The sequence below is a fragment of the Acidaminococcus hominis genome (genome assembly GCF_022484025.1).
In the GTDB taxonomy this organism is placed as follows: Bacteria; Bacillota; Negativicutes; order Acidaminococcales; family Acidaminococcaceae; genus Acidaminococcus; species Acidaminococcus hominis.
On the sequence record NZ_JAKVMG010000001.1, the window covers coordinates 2,669,001 to 2,686,024 of the forward strand.

Sequence of the window (17,024 nt, forward strand, 5' to 3'; positions counted from 1 at the left end):
ATCATCTATTGTCTCTCATTCATCTTCACCCTTTTCTAAAGCTAAAAAATATGCCCTGGACCGGAGTCCAGGGCATATCTTCTATTTCTTTTTTGAATTTGAAGAGCAGCAGCCGCTGCAGCCGGCACAATTGCAGCCGCAGGAGCTTTTTCCGGATTTATGGTCGTTCACCATCTTCCGAATGACGCTGCCTACAATCAGGAGCAGGACCAAACCAACAAGGGCAGTTCCCATAATACCATCTCCTTACTCGGTGACTTTTTCACCGGCAGGTACGGTTTCTTCAAAATTCGGCATGGGGCGCAGCAGCAGGTAGAGCATACCAGCCAGAATCACGCAGGCAGCGGCAGTACCCAGGGTGAAGGCACCCGTGCTGATGAAGGAACCGAATTGATAGAACATCAAGGCCATGCAGTAAGCAAAGCCGCATTGGTAACCAATGGCAAACAGAGTCCATTTGCCGTTGTTCATTTCCCGTTTGATGGCGCCCATGGCAGCCACGCAGGGAGCGCACAGCAGGTTGAAGATCAGGTAGGAGTAGGCGGACAGCATGGAGAAGTCCTTGGCAAAGGTTCCCCAGAATTCCTGGCCGTCCTCGGACGCTTCGGCCAGGCCGTACAGCACGCCGAAGGTACCTACCAGGTTTTCCTTGGCAATCAGGCCGGTAAAGGTGGCCACAGCGGCTTTCCAGTTACCCCAGCCCAGAGGAGCAAAGATCCAGGCGATGGCTTCGCCGATGCTGGACAGGATGCCGTCGTTCAGGTCTTCTACCATAACCAGGTGGCCATCTACGAAGCCGAAGCTGGAGGTGAACCAAACCAGGATGGTGGACAGCAGGATAACGGTACCGGCTTTCTTTACGAAGCTGGAGCTCCGTTCCCAAACGCTGCGGGCAATATTGCCCAGTGTGGGCATATGGTAGGCCGGCAGTTCCATAACAAAGGGAGCAGGGTCACCGGCAAACAGCTTGGTCTTCTTTAAGATTATACCCGAAATAATGATGGAAGCAATACCTACAAAGTAGGCGGAAGGAGCTACCCACCATTCACCGCCAAAGTAGGCGCCTGCCACCAGGGCAATAATGGGCATCTTGGCGGAGCAGGGGATGAAGGTAGTGGTCATAATGGTCATTTTCCGGTCGGCAGGATTCTCGATGGTACGGGAAGCCATAATGCCGGGTACGCCGCAGCCGGAACCAATCAGCATGGGGATGAAGGATTTGCCGGACAGACCAAATTTCCGGAAAGCACGGTCCAGGATGAAAGCGATACGGGCCATGTAGCCGCAGGCTTCCAGGAAGGCCAGGCAGATGAACAGAACCACCATCTGGGGTACAAAGCCCAGTACGGCGCCAACCCCGGAGATGATACCGTCTACCACCAGCCCGGTCATCCATTCAGCCACGTTCATGCCTTCCAAAATGTCGTGGGCCCCCGGGATGATGATTTCACCAAACAAAGTATCGTTGACCCAGTCCGTAGCTTCCGTACCAATGGTGGTTACGGACAGATAGTACACAAAGAACATGATGACAGCAAAAATAGGCAGGGCCAGGAACCGGTTGGTGACAATCCGGTCAATCTTGTCGGAGGTGGTGAGCTTGCCGCGGCTCTTTTTGATGTTGCAGTCGGCAATAATGGAAGAAATGTATTTGTAGCGTTCGTTGGTGATGATGCTTTCGGCATCGTCGTCCATTTCCTTTTCCACGGACTCAATGTCGCTGTCGATATGGTCGAGGATATTTTGGGGCAGTTTCAAAGCCGCCCGTACCTTGTCATCCCGTTCGAAGAGTTTAATGGCATACCAGCGTTCCTGGTACTGGGGCAGCAGTCCTTGGGTGGCTTCTTCGATATGGGCCAGGGCGTGTTCCACCGGGCCGTCAAAGCTGTGGCGGGCAGTGAAGTGGTCCTGATGCTTGGCCGTCTTGGCAGCCAGGTCAGCAGCTTCCTTGATGCCTTCCCCGGTCCGAGCAGAAATGCCTACCACCGGGCAGCCCATTTCCTTGGACAGCTTGTCCAGGTTTACGATGTCGTTGTTTTTCCGTACCATGTCGATCATATTCACCGCCATGACTACGGGAATGCCCAGTTCCGTCAGCTGGGTGCTCAGGTACAGGTTCCGTTCCAGGTTGGTGCCGTCCACAATGTTCAGAATGGCATCGGGCCGCTCCTTCACCAGGTAATTCCGGGCTACCACTTCTTCCAAAGTGTAGGGAGAGAGAGAGTAGATACCGGGCAGATCCTGAATGATCACGTCCGGATGGCCGCTGAGCTTGCCTTCTTTTTTCTCTACCGTAACGCCGGGCCAGTTGCCCACAAACTGGTTGGACCCGGTGAGGGCGTTGAATAGGGTAGTCTTACCGGTATTGGGGTTCCCGGCAAGTGCAATCTTAAACTCCATGAAAAATACCTTCTTTCTTCCTGATACACAATTTAATTAGTGTTTACTAACAATACGATAAATAAGTTACGCTCCTGTAATTTCTGTAACCTCAACGATTTCCGCGTCAGCTTTCCGCAGGGAAAGTTCGTAACCCCGGACTGTCAATTCCACAGGATCTCCCAAAGGAGCCACTTTGCGGACGTGGACCTTGGTACCCTTGGTCAGCCCCATATCCATAATGTGACGCTTGATGGCGCCTTGACCATGGAGTTTTACCACTTCGTAATCACAGCCTGTCTTGCCGTCTTTCAATGTAAGCATCATAAGCCTCCTACTTTTGTTCTTGTACGATAATTTTGCCTGCCATTTCCGTGCTGATGGCTACCCGAGAATCCCGGATGTTGAGAATCAGCCCGCTGCTGGTATGCTGCACAATGGAAATCACAGCACCCAGGGTAATACCCAGATTTTCCAGATGGGAACGGACCTTGGATGTGCCGCCCACCCGGGCAATCACCAGGGGAACACCGGCTTCTGCAAAGTTTAAGGGCATGGGAGTACCTCTTTTCTCTTGGAAATAAAGATAAGTGTCTATACAAACCTCGTAACAGATATGTTAGCACTAACTAACGTTGTAGTCAATAAAAATTGACAAAATTATGTCTAAAACGTCAAACGGCAGAAAATAGGAGCCCAGCCCGGCGCAAAATGGCAGCAAAAAAGCAGCCTGCCAGGGGGCAGACTGCTTGACTTCAGGAACTAGTCCTGTTCTTCTTCTTGGTTTAACTGGGGATGGAGTTTATGCTCCGTAAAGTTCTTCAGGGCAGTAAGGCCAGCCAGGAGAACGCCGCCGGCAAAGAACCAGACCCAGCTGAAGGTGGCAAAGGACAGGGCAGGCTGGGGCATCTTCAGGGTGGTAGGCCCTTGGACAATGGCATACAGGGAACCCACCATCAGGCCCACGATGAAGTACACCATGGCGGACCGGTGGTTGTCCAGGGCGTTTTTCACCAGCCGGATAATACCGATGATGCCGGCCAAAACCCCAAAACCAAAAATGCACAGCACCGGGAAGTAGGCCAGGTTCATGTGGAGAAATTCCTTGATGGCATCAATAATGGGCACGTACAGGCCAAAAATCAGCAGCATGGTGGACCCGGAAATCCCCGGCAGCACCATGGCGCAGATGGCAATCATGGCAGAAACGAAAATGTATACGGCCAAGAGCGGCGACAAGCTTTCAATGGAGACGTTGATCCCTTGGCCGCCGGAAGGACTGGCCAGGGCAATGACGTACACCAGCACAATGCCGATGAGCATATAGGGGATTTTGCTGACCTTTTGGAGAGCTTCCCGTTCCTCCTTCATAATCAACGGCAGGGAGAAAATGGACAGCCCCAGGAACAGGGAAGTCAGCTGATAAATCTGGGTGGTAAACAGGCTGGCCAGCACATTGACCGAGGAGCCCATGCCGATAACCCAGCCCACCCCCAGGTTGGCCAGAAACTTGAAGCCCTTTTTCTTCAGGGCCAGGTCCCCATGGGTCATCACGTACAGGGAACCAATAAATTCATCATAAAAGCCCAGTATAAAGGCAATGGTGCCGCCGGATACCCCGGGCACGCTGTCCGCCAGGGCCATAAAAAAGCCCCGGATCATATTCAGTACAAATTCCATACCGCCTCATCCTTTCGCGTGAGAAAAACTTGCCAAATCTTTGGGTTTCCCTTAGTATAGGAGAAAAGTCTAACGAAATATTAAACAAAGAGAAAATCCTCTGAAAAGAATTGTGCTATAATTAAAAATTGGTGCGGCGGGTTTTAAGCCAGCACGAATAATAATTATACCGTATTTTTACGAAAAATAGAATAGAGGAGGTTGGAGTTTTGGAAACTGGCGAATTAAAGATGAAACTCATGGAATATGCAGCCAAGGGGTACGAGGTGCCCCGTCTGGATATGATTAAAACCCCGGAACAGATTGCAGGCATCCGGGAAGCAGGCAAGGTGAACACCGGCGTGCTGGATGCGGTGGAAGCCGCCATCAAGGTGGGTATGACCACTGATGAAATCAACACCATCGTGTACGATTACACCATTGCCCACGACGCCATTCCTGCCTGCCTGAACTACGAAGGGTTTCCCAAATCCGTTTGCACTTCCGTCAACGAAGTCATCTGCCACGGGATTCCCGATCCCAAGCAGGTGCTGAAAAGCGGGGATATTGTCAACGTAGATGCCACCACCATCTACAAGGGCTATGTAGGTGACGCTTCCCGGATGTTCATGGTGGGCCGGGTTCCCGATGACCGGAAAAACCTGGTGAATATCACCAAAGAATGCCTGAAGCGGGGCATGGAAAACGCCGTGGGCTGGAAAAATACCCTGGGGGATATTGGCTGGGCCATCCAGAGCTTTGCCCGGAAGCACGGCTATTCCGTAGTCCGGGAATTCGGCGGCCATGGCGTGGGCCTGGAAATGCACGAAGACCCCTTTGTGGCCCATGTGGGCAAACGGCATACGGGCATGCTCCTGGTGCCGGGCATGGTGATTACCATTGAACCCATGGTCAACATGGGCCGGGCGGACCTGTACATCGACGACTTTGACGGCTGGACCGTGCGTACCGTAGATGGCAAGCCTTCTGCCCAGTGGGAACACACCCTGCTGATTACCGAAGGAGAACCGGAAATTCTTTCCTACTAATATATAAGTCTGAAAATTACAGACACTGCTTGAGAAACTGCAAAGGAGATGGAAACGATGAATTTTATGGAATTGGCAAAGGCACGGTACTCCGTGCGCAAGTACAGCGACAAACCCATTGAAAAGGAAAAACTGGACCTGATTCTGGAAGCCGGGCGCATTGCTCCCACCGGCCACAACAACCAGCCCTACCGGGTTTACGTATTAAAGAGCCCGGAAGCCCTGGAAAAGGTACGGGGCCTGACCCGCTGCGCCTTTAACGCTCCGGTGGTGCTGATGGTTACCGTCCGGAAGGACGAAGAATGGGTGAACCCCTTTGAACACGGCATCCGCGCCGGCGAACAGGACGCCAGCATTGTGGCAACCCATATGATGCTAGAAGCTTGGGAACTGGGCATCGGCTCCTGCTGGGTGAACTTCTTCCCGGTGTCCAAAACCGCCGATGCTTTCGAGCTGCCTCTGAACGAAGTGCCCCTGCTGCTGCTGCCCATCGGCTACGCTGCCGAAGGCGTGCATCCGGCCCACCTGCACACCGAACGCCGTTCCAACGACGAACTGGTGAAGGAACTGTAAGAAGACGCTTAAACAAAATGGTCCTGCCTCATCCCAAGGGATGCAGCAGGACCATTTTTTAATTGTAAAAAGGGTAGGTTACTTCTCCGGCCCAAAAACCTTTTCCTTGAGCTTCAGGCCCGTAGGGGTGGTGGCCAGGCCGCCGCCCGCCGTTTCCCGAAGGGAGGCCGGCAGGGCGTGCCCCACCCGGCGCATGGCGTCAATGCATTCGTCCACGGGAATGGCGGATTGGATGCCGGACAGGGCCATATCTGCGGCCGAGAAGGCAATGGCCACGCCGGAGGGGTTCCGTTTGATGCAGGGAATCTCTACCAGCCCGGCCACCGGGTCGCAGACCAGCCCCAGCTGGTTGTTGATGGCCATGGCGCAGGCGTCGGCGCACATTTGGGGCGTGCCCCCGGCCAGTTCCACCAGGGCCGCAGCGGCCATACCGGCAGCACTGCCGCATTCCGCCTGGCAGCCCCCCTCGGCCCCTGCAATGGAGGCGTTGGTGGCAATGGTGATGCCAAAGGCCCCGGCGGTAAACAGGGACATGACCACGGCGTGCCGGTCCAGGCCCCGGTCTTCCAGCATGGTAATCAGGCACCCGGGCAGGATGCCGCAGCTGCCCGCCGTGGGGGCGGCCACAATACGGCCCATGGAAGCGTTGCAGCCGGCTACCGCCAGAGCCCGGCCCATAGCCCGCACCAGCAGGGACCCGGACAGGCCGCCGCTGCTGGCAGTGTTGTAGGCCTTCATCTTGTAGCCCTCGCCCCCGGTAAGCCCGGAGGTGGAGCGCTGGTCCTTCTGTTCGCCGAATTTTACGGCTTCCTGCATGACATCAAATTCCTTGGACATCTTGTCATAGACTTCCTGGGGCGTCTTTTCCAGTTCCTGGGCTTGGTCCTCCAGCACCAGCTCACTGATTTTTTTGCCGGACTTTTCGGCGGCGTCCACCAGGTTTTTAATGGCGTTATATTCTAGCATGGTATGCTCCTTCTTCCCTTAAATGGCCCGGATCAGGATGACGTTGGTAACATCCTTTACGGAACGGATGGCTTCAATCATGCCGGCAGGGGGCAGCCCGTCGATTTCGATGGTCATCATGGCAATGCCGCCCTTTACAGGCCGGGACAATTTGAAGTTGCCGATATTCACTTCCTTGTACTTGCTGTACATGATGTTGGTCACGGCTGCAATAACCCCCGGCCGGTCGTAGTGGGGCACCAGGATGGTGTTCCGTTCCCCGGTAAAGTCCACCTTCATGCCGTCAATGTAGTCCACCCGGATATTGCCGCCGCCGATGCTGGCCCCCTGGACGCAGCATTTGGTGCCGTTTTTGCCCACCACGTGGATCCGGGCCGTGTTGGGGTGGGCGTGGGGGATGTCCGCCGGAATGAACGTATAGTGGATGCCCCGCTTGTCCGCAATGGAAAAAATATCCCGGATTTCAATGGCATCGCTGCTGTAGCCCATAATTCCGGCCAGCAACGCCTTGTCCGTGCCGTGGCCCTTGTAGGTCTTGGCGAAGGAACCGGACAGTTCCACCCGCACGTCCTGGGGCTCGTCCTGGTTCAGCATCTTGCTGGCCACTTCCCCCAGCCGTACAGCCCCTGCGGTATGGGAGCTGGAGGGCCCAATCATCACCGGCCCAATAATATCGAATACATTCATAATGTTTCCTCCTGGAATTTCTAAAGGAAAACCCCCGAACCGCCCTGCCGGAGCAGCAGCGAATCAGGGGCGGGTTTCCTTGATTTCTCTATTCTAGCTGAATTGTACTTATTTCTCAATCCAGGTTTTGTAAATTTTATCCACCACTACGGCGATGGCATTATCTCCGGATACGTTGCAGGCGGTGCCGAAGGAATCCTGGGTAATATACAGGGCCACCATCAGGGCGCAGATGGGACCGTTGGGGTCGCCGGCCTGTTTGCCGAAGATCATCCACAGGAAGGGCAGGGCCGTCATAATGGAGCCGCCGGGAGCACCGGGAGAAGCCACCATGCACACGCCCAGGGTCATGATAAAGGGAATCACGATACCCAGATTGATGGGCAGCTGGTACATCAGGCATACCGCCGTAGCGCAGGCCGTAATGGTAATCATGGAGCCGCACATATGGATGTTGGCACACAGGGGGATAACGAAGTTACGAATCTGGTCGCAGACGCCGTCCGCTTCAGAACATTGCAGGTTTACGGGAATGGTGGCAGCGGAGGATTGGGTACCCAGCGCCGTGGTGTAGCCAGGAATCTGGTTTTTCATCAGGGTGAAGGGGTTCTTGTGGGCAATGGTGCCGGACAACAGGAACTGCACAAACAGCAGGGTCAGGTGCATGATGATAACCACCAGGAATACCTTCCACAGTACGCTCAGGATGACAAAGGTCTTGCCGGACTTGGTCATGTCCACGAAAGTGCCGCAGATGTACAGGGGCAGGAAGGGAACAATGGCGTTTTTCAGCACGGCGTCAATGATGGTGGAGAAATCCTTCATGCCATTATACAGGGTGGTACCCATTTCCTTGCCCTTCATATTGGACAGGCACAGGCCCATAATGAACGCCAGGACCACCGCAGAGATGGTATCCAGGATGGGAGGAATGGCAATGGTGAAGTAAGGTTCCAAAGACGTTCCGGCCGTTTTGGAGATTTCCTCCAGCACGCCGGCGTTGATGAAGGACGGGAACAGATTGTCCGCCACAAAGAAGGAATAGGTGCCGCCCACCAGGGTGGAGCAGTAGGCGATAATGGCCGTAATCAGCAGCAGCTTGCCGGCGCCCTGGGACAGGTCGGCGATGCCCATGGTCACGTAGGCCAGGATCATCAGGGGAATGACGAACTTCAGGAAGTTGCTGAAAATCCCCGACAGGGTCACGACCAGGCGGCAGAAATCGGTGGGCAGGTACTGCCCGATAAGGATACCAAGAATGATTGCAATAATAACTTTGGGTACAAGACCGAGCTTCATAAAAAAAGCCTCCTTTGAAATTTGTCAGACTTGTCTTTGTGCACATTGTATCCAGGTTTGACTTTTCTGTTTATTTAGTGTACTATGTGAAGACACATAAATCAAATTCATAAATAGAATCCAACATATGAAAAAAAGTAATTTTAAAAAGGGTGGCAGGCAAAAATGGAACTACGGCAGCTAAGAAGCTTCTTAAAAGTGGTGGAATTGCAAAGTTTTTCCAAGGCGGCTAAGGCATTGGGCTACTCCCAGTCCGCCATGAGCGTACAAATTCGTGAGCTGGAAACGGAGCTGGGGGTGCGGCTTTTTGACCGGCTGGGCAAATGCGTACGGGTGACCTCCCATGGGGAGGAGCTGGCCCAGGAGGCCATGCCCCTGCTCCAGGAAGTGGAGGCACTGGGGGAGCGGATGCGCAATACGCCCCGGGAAGAAGTCCTGCACCTGGGCATGATTGCTTCCCTGTGCGAGGCCAAAATGCCGTCGGTGATGGAATACTTTTCCCGGCGCTATCCCCGGATCCACGTGAAGGTGACCATCGACTCGCCCCAGAACCTATTGGAGCGGCTGAACCACAACGAAATTGACCTGGCCTACATCCTGGACCAGCCGGTGTACGACGTGAAATGGGTCCGCGCCCTGGAAGAACCGGAAAACATCGTGTTCGTCTGCTCCCGGCGCTCCCCTCTGGCCCTGGAAAAGGAAGTCACCCTGAACCAGCTGCTGGGCCAGCGGTTTTTCCTCACCGAGAAGGACGACAACTACCGCCGGTGCCTGGACCAATACCTGGCGGCCCAGGGCATTGCCCTGAACCCCTTTTTGGAGGTCAGCGATACGGGCTTTATCCTGGATATGGTCCAGCGGAATATGGGCCTGTCCTTTTTGCCCCAGTATGTGGTGGAAAACAGTGTATTCCGCAGCAAGCTGAAAATCCTTACCCTGTCGGACTACCAGCTCCAGCTGTCCCGGCAGCTGTTTTACCACCGGGACAAATGGCTGACCCCGGCCATGAAGGTGGTGCTGGGGATGCCCCAGTTCCGGGGCGCCAAACAGGCTGGAAAAGAAGGCAAAACGCCGGTAGAAACCCTTGCGTGAAACGGCCGTTTGTGGTATAATCATCAAGCATTAATGTCGGGTAATATTAATGTAATTAAAGAAAGAGGTGTCTTGAGATGAAAGAAGGAATTCATCCTAACTACGGTGAATGCACCGTCATTTGTGGCTGTGGGAATACATTTAAAACTGGCAGTGTGAAAAAGGAACTGCGCGTGGACGTTTGCTCCAAATGCCATCCTTTCTTCACCGGCAAGCAGCGTGATATGTCTGCTAGAGGCCGCATTGAAAAATTCAACAAGCGGTACGGCAACAAAGACGCAAAATAAAAACAGCGCACTTCAACAGCAGAGCCTTGGCTCTGCTGGTTTGCTATATGGAGAAAAATCATCATGTCCAAGAAACTGAGTGTAGGCGGCCAAGCCGTCATTGAGGGAGTCATGATGCGGGGCCCGGGGAAAATTGCCGTAGCCGTACGGCAGCCTGACGGGGAAATTGCGGTGGATGTGAAACCCTCCACCAGTATCGGGGATCGGTATCCAGTGCTGAAAAAGCCCTTTCTCAGGGGTATGGTTTCCCTGGTGGAATCCCTGCTCTACGGCATGAAAGCACTATCCTACTCGGCCCAAATGTCCGGGGAGGAAGACGAAAAAATGAGCAGCCTGGAAATGGCCGGCACCATTGCAGTGTCCGTGGGCCTGGCCATTCTGCTGTTTGTGGTGGTGCCTACCGGCGCCATGAAGCTGTTTCAGAGCTGGATTACCAGCTCCGTGGTCCTGAACCTGTGCGAGGGGCTGCTGCGGCTGGCCATTTTCCTGACCTATATCTGGGCCATTTCCCAGCAGAAGGATATCCAGCGGGTGTTCCAGTACCATGGGGCAGAACACAAGACCATCTATACCTATGAACACGGACTGGTGCTCAAGGTGGAAAACGTGCGGCCCTTTTCTACGCTGCACCCCCGCTGCGGCACCAATTTCCTGATGATCGTCATGCTGATCAGCATCTTCATTTTCACCTTCCTGGGTTGGCCCAGCCTGTGGGAACGGATTGCCAGCCGGATTATTCTCATGCCGGTGGTGGCAGGCATCAGCTACGAAATCATCCGGTTTGCCGGCAAGCATATGGACAAGGCCTGGGTGCGGACGGCCATTTTGCCGGGTCTGGCCCTGCAAAAGCTTACCACCCGGGAGCCCGACGACAGTCAGATGGAAGTGGCCATTGCGTCGCTGAAGGCGGTACTGCCGCCGGAAGAAATTCTGGAAGAGCCCGCTCCTCTCGTGCAGCCCGGCAGCTGAAACAGCCGCAAGCATCACCAGTAAGAATAAGAAATAACGGGGAATATTATGTTTGAAAATCTGGATAAATTACAGGATTTGGAAGACCGGTACCTGGACCTGGAAGCGAAAATCAGTGACCCTGACGTCATCAGCAACCAGGCCGAATGGCAGCGCTACACCAAGGCCCATGCCAAACTGACGGAAATCGTCACCGTGTACCGGGAATATAAGAAGCTGGCAGACACCTACCAGGAAGACGAGGCCATCGTCAAGGCCAAGGAAGACCCGGAGCTGGCTGCCATGGCAGAAGAAGAGCTGAAAGAACTGAAGCCGGAAATCGAGGCTTACGAGGAAAAGCTCACCATCCTGCTGCTGCCCAAGGACCCCAACGATGAGAAGAACATCATCATGGAAATCCGGGCCGGCGCCGGCGGGGACGAAGCAGCCCTGTTTGCCGGGGACCTGTTCCGGATGTACACCCGCTACGCCGAAAACAAAGGCTGGAAGGTGGAACTCATGGACTCCAGCCCCACGGGCCTGGGGGGCTTCAAGGAAGTGGTATTCATGGTGTCCGGCCAGGACGTGTACAGCCATATGAAGTTTGAAAGCGGCGTGCACCGGGTCCAGCGGGTACCGGATACGGAATCCCAGGGCCGGGTCCACACCTCTACCGTAACGGTGGCGGTAATGCCCGAAGCCCAGGAAGTGGACGTGGAAATCAACCCGGCGGATATCCGGATTGATACCTACCGGGCAGGGGGCGCCGGCGGCCAGTACGTCAACAAGACGGAATCGGCCGTGCGGATGACCCACATTCCCACCGGCATTGTGGCCCAGTGCCAGGACGAAAAATCCCAGGCCAAAAACCGGGAAAAATGCATGCGGGTGCTGCGGGCCAGAATTTTGGAAGCAGAAGAAGAAAAACAACGGGCAGCCACCGCTGCGGACCGGAGAAGCCAGGTAGGCACCGGGGACCGCAGCGAACGGATCCGGACCTACAACTATCCCCAGGGACGGGTGACGGACCACCGGATTGGGCTGACCCTGCATAAACTGCCGGAAATCATCAACGGTGATCTGGATGAACTGCTCAGTGCCCTGATGACGGCCGAGCAAAGCAAACGGTTACAGCAGGTGAAATAATGACAGAGCAAAAACCGGTTTGGACAATCATCAAAATTCTAAATTGGACAAAGCAGTACTTTGGCGAAAAGGGCGTGGAGAATCCACGCCTGGATGCCGAGGTGCTGCTTTGTGCTGTGCTGGATTATACCCGGCTGCAGCTGTACACCCATTTTGACCAGCCCCTGGAAGAAAAGGAGCTGAAGGAATACCGGGGCTACGTGGCCCGGCGGGCCAAGCGGGAACCGGTGGCCTACATCCTGGGCAAGAAAGGCTTTCTCCAGTATGAGTTCAAGGTCACCCGGGATACCCTGATTCCCCGGCCGGAAACAGAACTGCTGGTGGAAAAGCTGGTGCGCCTGAACAAGGACAAGGGTCCCCGGGAAATCCTGGACATTGGCTGCGGCAGCGGCGCCATTTTGGTGTCGCTCTTGGTCCAGCTGCCAGAGGCCCGGGGCCTGGGGGTAGACATTTCCCCGGGAGCCGCGGCGGTGACGTTAGAGAATGCTGAGGCCATCGGGGTGGAGGAGCGCTGCGCCGTACTGGTTTCGGACCTATACGCCAACATTCCCCCGGACGAGCGGTTCCAGATCATCGTCTCCAACCCGCCCTACATTCCCAAGAAAGACCTGCCCGGCCTCCAGGCAGAGGTCCAGCAGGAGCCCCTGGGCGCCCTGGACGGAGGCGAAGATGGCCTGGACTTTTACCGGCGCATCTTAAAAGACATTTGGAAGTTCCTGGATCCCCAGGGCCTGGTGGCCTTTGAAATCGGCATCGGGGAAGGGGAAGCGGTGGCCCAGCTGTGCCGGGACGCCGGCTTTGACCAGGTGCAGGTGGACCTGGACTATCAAGGCATAGACCGGATGGTCTTTGCGGCAAAGAAGGAATCGACTTATGGAAACGAAATTATGGAAACTAGAAAATAACCGGCCCTTGGAAGACCAGCTGAAGCCTGCGGCAGCCCTTTTGCAGCAGGGGGAAGTGGTGGCCTTTCCTACGGAAACGGTGTATGGACTGGGAGCGGACGGCCTGAACGGCGACGCCTGCAAAAAGATTTTCGCGGCCAAGGGACGGCCGGCGGACAATCCCCTGATCCTGCATATCAGCCAACTGGAGCAGATTAACCAGCTGACCAGCGGCCTGTCCCCTATGGCGGAAAAACTGGCCAAAACCTTTTGGCCGGGTCCCATGACCCTGGTGGTGAACGCCTCGGAGCGGGTGCCCCAGGTGGTGACGGCCGGGCTTACTACGGTTGCGGTGCGCTTTCCCAGCGACCCGGTGGCCCAGGCCCTGATTACCCTGGCCGGGACTCCCATTGCGGCCCCCTCGGCCAACCGGTCCGGGAAGCCCAGTCCCACCAACGCGGCGGACGTGCTCCAGGATATGGACGGCGTCATTGCCGGCGTGGTGGACGGCGGCCCCTGCGCCATCGGAGTGGAATCAACCATTATTGATACCACCGGTGACGTGGCCACCATCCTCCGGCCCGGGGGCATTACCCGGGAAATGCTGGAGCAGGTGCTGGGCCAGGTAGAGCTGGACCGGGGCCTGGTGGAAGCCGGGCAGACTCCCAAGGCGCCGGGCATGAAGTACCGGCACTACGCCCCCAAGGCACCCATGTACCTGATTGAAGGACCGGAAGCCAGCCAGGGCGTTATCCGGGCGGCCATTATGGCAGAAGCCATGGGCCTCAAGGTAGGGGTCCTGGCCATGGAAAAGACCGTGCAGCACCTGCCCAAAACCCAGGATATCCTCATCCGCAGCGGCGGCAAGGACGCCCAGGAACTGGCAGAAAAACTGTATACGGAGCTGCGCAGCTTCGATGCGGAAAACGTGGACGTCATCATTGGCGAAGGGGTTCCCGACGACCATCTGGGCCTAGCCATTATGAACCGGATGCGCAAATCTGCCGGGCACAATATTTTGTGGGCAGAACAGGGAATTTTCCACAAAAAAAGCGGGCAAATACCTGAATTTTTGCAGGCACTTGTGTTAGAATAAAAAGGATTGGACCAACAGAAGGGAGGATTCCTCATGAAAATTATCATCGGCTGTGATCACGGTGGTTTTGAACTGAAAGGAATTATCAAAAAACATCTGGAAGACAAAGGCTACGAAGTGGAAGACGCTGGCTCCTACAGTGCAGATCGGGTGGATTACCCGGATTATGCCAAAAAAGTAGGGGAAGCAGTGGCTGCCGGCAAGGCAGAACAGGGTATCCTGATCTGCGGCACCGGTCTTGGCATGTCCATTGCCGCCAACAAGATCCACGGGATCCGGGCTGCGGTGTGCTCCGACTGCTACAGTGCAGAAAAAGCCAGAGAACACAACAATGCCAACGTTCTGTGCCTGGGTGCACGGGTGCTGGGCAGCGGCCTGGCCGAACAGATTGTAGACGCCTATTTGGGCGCTTCCTTCCTGGGCAGCTACCATACCCAGAGAGTGGAAAAGATTATGGCATTAGAGAAATAAGGTGGCATTATGAAAACGGATGAATTGGTACAGGAACTGGAAGAGGTTACGGAAGAACTGATCAGCAAAGGCGGCGGCAAAGCCGGGAAAGTGCTGGTGGTGGGCTGTTCCTCCAGCGAAGTGCTGGGCAACAAAATCGGTACCGGCGGTTCCCTGAAACTGGCTGGAGCCCTGGTGGGCGCACTGCAAAAGGTTTGCCGGAAACACAAGATGATTCTGGCCGCCCAATGCTGCGAACATCTGAACCGGGCTCTGGTAGTGGACCAAAAAGCCATGGAAAAATTTGGCTGGCAGGAAGTGACCGTACGGCCAGTGGAACACGCCGGCGGCGCCTTTGCCACCCAGATGTACAATAGCCTGGAGCATCCGGCAGTAGTAGAAGAAATCAAGGCCGATATGGGCCTGGATATTGGGCAGACCCTGATCGGCATGCACCTGAAACGGGTGGCAGTGCCGGTGCGGCTGTCCCGAAAGAAACTGGGCGACGCGGTGCTTACCGCCGCCTACACCCGTCCGCCTCTCATTGGCGGGGAACGGGCCGTCTATCGTTAAAGCAGGGCCTGACAAAAAAGGAGGAAGCACATGAATTTGGAAAACTTGACCACCGCTGACCCCCAGGTAGCCGCCGCCATTGGCCGGGAACTGGGCAGACAGAGAAACAAGATTGAATTGATTGCTTCGGAAAACTTTGTTTCCCCGGCTGTCCTGGACGCCATGGGCAGCGTACTCACCAATAAATATGCCGAAGGCTATCCCGGCCACCGCTACTACGGCGGCTGTGAATACGTGGACCAGGTAGAAGAACTGGCCCGCCAGAGAGCCTGCGAACTGTTTGGGGCAGAGCATGCCAACGTGCAGCCCCACTGCGGCGCCAACGCCAACCTGGCTGCCTTCTTTGCCTTCGTAAAACCCGGGGATACCATTATGGGTATGAACCTGTCCCAGGGCGGGCATCTGTCCCATGGGAGCCCGGTGAACATTTCCGGCAGCTACTTCCATATTGTAGCCTACGGCGTGGACCCGGAAACGGAAGTCATCGACTACGACAAGATGGAAGCCATCGCCAAGGAATGCCAGCCCAAGATGATTATCGGCGGCGGCAGCGCCTACGCCCGGACCATCGACTTTGAACGGATGGCCGCCATTGCCCACGGGGTGGGGGCGGTGCTGATGATTGACATGGCCCATATTGCCGGCCTTATTGCGGCAGGGCTTCATCCCAGCCCCATTCCCTATGCGGACGTAGTGACCACCACCACCCACAAGACCCTTCGGGGCCCCCGGGGCGGCATGATCCTGTGCCCGGAAAAATACGCCAAAGCCATTGACAAGGCTGTATTCCCCGGTACCCAGGGCGGTCCCCTGATGCACGTCATTGCCGGCAAGGCCGTAGCCTTTGGCGAAGCCCTGAAGCCGGAGTTCAAGGCATACCAGAAACAGATTTTGCAAAACGCTGCTGCCCTGGCAGACCAGCTGACCCAGGAAGGCCTGCGCCTGGTTTCCGGCGGCACCGATAACCATCTGGTGCTGGTGGATGTGCGGAACAAGAACCTTACCGGCAAGGAAGCCGAACATATGCTGGACGAAGTGGGAATTACCTGCAACAAGAACACCATTCCCTTTGACCCGGCCAGCCCCTTTGTTACCAGCGGCATCCGGCTGGGTTCCCCAGCCTGCACCACCCGGGGCTTTAAGGAAGAAGACTTCCGGGAAGTGGCCAAAATCATCGGCCTGGTGCTGAGCAATCCCGGTAAGGAAGATGCCCAGGAACAGGCCAAGCGGCGGGTTGCTGCCCTGTGCCAGAAGTTCCCCCTGTATCCTAATTTGTAAGCAAAAACATAAAAGGAGAGCGCCAAAACCATGCAAATCCAAGTTGTCAACCATCCTTTAATCAAAGAAAAAATGACCCGTCTGCGTGATAAGAATACCCCTCCTGTGGTATTCCGCCAACTGCTGGACCAGATTGCCCAGCTGATTCTGTTTGATGTTACCCGGGACCTGCCGGTACGGGAAAAGAAAGTTACCACCCCCCTGGAAGAAACTACCGGGTATGAACTGGACGTCAGCGGCATTACCGTAGTGCCCATTCTGCGTGCCGGCCTGGGTTTCCTGGACGCCGTCATGGACCTGATTCCGGAAGCCAACGTAGGCCATATCGGCCTTACCCGGAACGAAGAAACCCTAGAACCCATCAAATATTACTGCAAGATTCCCAAGGACAAAGATGCTGAAATCATCCTGATTGACCCCATGCTGGCTACCGGCGGCAGCGCCGTGGCAGCTCTCAGCATGCTCAAGGCCGACGGCTACAAGCACTTCCGCTTCATGTGCCTGGTAGCAGCTCCGGACGGCGTGAAACTGGTGAACAAGGTACATCCCGATGTGCCCATCTACACCGCAGCCCTGGATGATCATCTGAACGAACATGGCTACATTGTGCCTGGTCTGGGCGATGCCGGCGACCGGGTGTTCGGAACGGTGGAATAAA

Annotated in this window: 20 protein-coding genes; 12 read left to right on the plus strand and 8 right to left on the minus strand. The window is 55.5% G+C overall.

The features are described 5' to 3' along the window. Positions 1–81: 81 nt before the first annotated feature. From LKE88_RS12180 to LKE88_RS12200, 5 genes are all read right to left on the minus strand, one after another. Positions 82–234, minus strand: a complete 153-nt coding sequence (locus LKE88_RS12180; protein WP_105327058.1) for a FeoB-associated Cys-rich membrane protein — start codon at positions 232–234, stop codon at positions 82–84. 12 nt (positions 235–246) lie between these two features. Next, positions 247–2,400 carry a ferrous iron transport protein B gene (gene feoB, locus LKE88_RS12185; RefSeq protein WP_105327059.1) on the minus strand — a complete coding sequence of 718 codons (2,154 nt, stop codon included), beginning with the start codon at positions 2,398–2,400 and terminating at the stop codon, positions 247–249. A 66-nt stretch (positions 2,401–2,466) separates the two neighbouring features. Continuing rightward, the gene (locus LKE88_RS12190; protein ID WP_105327060.1) at positions 2,467–2,703 is read right to left on the minus strand and encodes a FeoA family protein; all 237 of its coding nucleotides are present in this window, start codon (positions 2,701–2,703) and stop codon (positions 2,467–2,469) included. Positions 2,704–2,713: 10 nt separating this feature from the next. Next, positions 2,714–2,935, minus strand: coding sequence for a FeoA family protein (locus LKE88_RS12195; protein WP_105327061.1), 222 nt, complete (start codon positions 2,933–2,935; stop codon positions 2,714–2,716). Positions 2,936–3,141: 206 nt separating this feature from the next. Beyond that, positions 3,142–4,059 carry a DUF368 domain-containing protein gene (locus LKE88_RS12200; RefSeq protein ID WP_105327062.1) on the minus strand — a complete coding sequence of 306 codons (918 nt, stop codon included), beginning with the start codon at positions 4,057–4,059 and terminating at the stop codon, positions 3,142–3,144. A gap of 230 nt (positions 4,060–4,289) precedes the next feature. On the opposite strand from LKE88_RS12200, the gene map reads away from it, so the two are divergent. Beyond that, positions 4,290–5,087 (plus strand): type I methionyl aminopeptidase, encoded by a 798-nt coding sequence (gene map, locus LKE88_RS12205; protein WP_353937256.1) that lies wholly within the window; start codon positions 4,290–4,292, stop codon positions 5,085–5,087. Between the two features lie 57 nt (positions 5,088–5,144). Then, positions 5,145–5,660, plus strand: coding sequence for a nitroreductase family protein (locus LKE88_RS12210; protein WP_105327064.1), 516 nt, complete (start codon positions 5,145–5,147; stop codon positions 5,658–5,660). A 78-nt stretch (positions 5,661–5,738) separates the two neighbouring features. Here the strand turns inward: LKE88_RS12210 and sdaAA are convergent, their stop codons facing one another. The 3 genes from sdaAA to LKE88_RS12225 form a co-directional block, all read right to left on the minus strand. Beyond that, the gene (gene sdaAA, locus LKE88_RS12215) at positions 5,739–6,626 is read right to left on the minus strand and encodes an L-serine ammonia-lyase, iron-sulfur-dependent, subunit alpha (RefSeq protein WP_118287235.1); all 888 of its coding nucleotides are present in this window, start codon (positions 6,624–6,626) and stop codon (positions 5,739–5,741) included. A gap of 18 nt (positions 6,627–6,644) precedes the next feature. Further along, a complete protein-coding gene (gene sdaAB, locus LKE88_RS12220) occupies positions 6,645–7,313 on the minus strand; it encodes an L-serine ammonia-lyase, iron-sulfur-dependent subunit beta (RefSeq protein WP_105327066.1) in 669 nt (222 codons plus the stop codon). A gap of 108 nt (positions 7,314–7,421) precedes the next feature. After that, on the minus strand, positions 7,422–8,612 hold the full coding sequence (locus LKE88_RS12225) for a dicarboxylate/amino acid:cation symporter (protein WP_105327067.1): 1,191 nt from the start codon (positions 8,610–8,612) through the stop codon (positions 7,422–7,424). A gap of 165 nt (positions 8,613–8,777) precedes the next feature. Between LKE88_RS12225 and LKE88_RS12230 the strand changes: the two genes are divergently transcribed. The 10 genes from LKE88_RS12230 to upp all read left to right on the plus strand — a co-directional run bounded on the left by LKE88_RS12230 (position 8,778) and on the right by upp (position 17,023). Further along, positions 8,778–9,704, plus strand: coding sequence for a LysR family transcriptional regulator (locus tag LKE88_RS12230; RefSeq protein WP_105327068.1), 927 nt, complete (start codon positions 8,778–8,780; stop codon positions 9,702–9,704). Between the two features lie 77 nt (positions 9,705–9,781). Continuing rightward, complete coding sequence (gene rpmE / locus LKE88_RS12235; protein WP_105327069.1) at positions 9,782–9,991, plus strand: 50S ribosomal protein L31; 210 nt, start codon at positions 9,782–9,784, stop codon at positions 9,989–9,991. A gap of 63 nt (positions 9,992–10,054) precedes the next feature. Further along, positions 10,055–10,960, plus strand: a complete 906-nt coding sequence (locus tag LKE88_RS12240; protein ID WP_105327070.1) for a DUF1385 domain-containing protein — start codon at positions 10,055–10,057, stop codon at positions 10,958–10,960. Positions 10,961–11,008: 48 nt separating this feature from the next. Then, a complete protein-coding gene (gene prfA, locus LKE88_RS12245; RefSeq protein ID WP_105327071.1) occupies positions 11,009–12,085 on the plus strand; it encodes a peptide chain release factor 1 in 1,077 nt (358 codons plus the stop codon). Continuing rightward, a complete protein-coding gene (prmC, locus tag LKE88_RS12250) occupies positions 12,085–12,990 on the plus strand; it encodes a peptide chain release factor N(5)-glutamine methyltransferase (protein WP_105327072.1) in 906 nt (301 codons plus the stop codon). The genes prfA and prmC overlap by 1 nt, the downstream gene beginning before the upstream one ends. Further along, complete coding sequence (locus LKE88_RS12255; protein ID WP_105327073.1) at positions 12,959–14,065, plus strand: L-threonylcarbamoyladenylate synthase; 1,107 nt, start codon at positions 12,959–12,961, stop codon at positions 14,063–14,065. Before prmC ends, LKE88_RS12255 begins: the two co-directional genes overlap by 32 nt. A gap of 33 nt (positions 14,066–14,098) precedes the next feature. After that, positions 14,099–14,536: a ribose 5-phosphate isomerase B gene (gene rpiB / locus LKE88_RS12260; RefSeq protein ID WP_105327074.1), complete on the plus strand. Its 438-nt coding sequence runs from the start codon at positions 14,099–14,101 to the stop codon at positions 14,534–14,536. A 9-nt stretch (positions 14,537–14,545) separates the two neighbouring features. Then, entirely contained in the window at positions 14,546–15,088 is a 543-nt protein-coding gene (locus tag LKE88_RS12265; protein ID WP_105327075.1) for a TIGR01440 family protein, read from the plus strand. Positions 15,089–15,124: 36 nt separating this feature from the next. Beyond that, positions 15,125–16,366, plus strand: a complete 1,242-nt coding sequence (glyA, locus tag LKE88_RS12270; protein WP_146109069.1) for a serine hydroxymethyltransferase — start codon at positions 15,125–15,127, stop codon at positions 16,364–16,366. Between the two features lie 30 nt (positions 16,367–16,396). Beyond that, positions 16,397–17,023: a uracil phosphoribosyltransferase gene (upp, locus tag LKE88_RS12275; RefSeq protein ID WP_105327077.1), complete on the plus strand. Its 627-nt coding sequence runs from the start codon at positions 16,397–16,399 to the stop codon at positions 17,021–17,023. The last annotated feature ends 1 nt before the right edge of the window (position 17,024 follow it).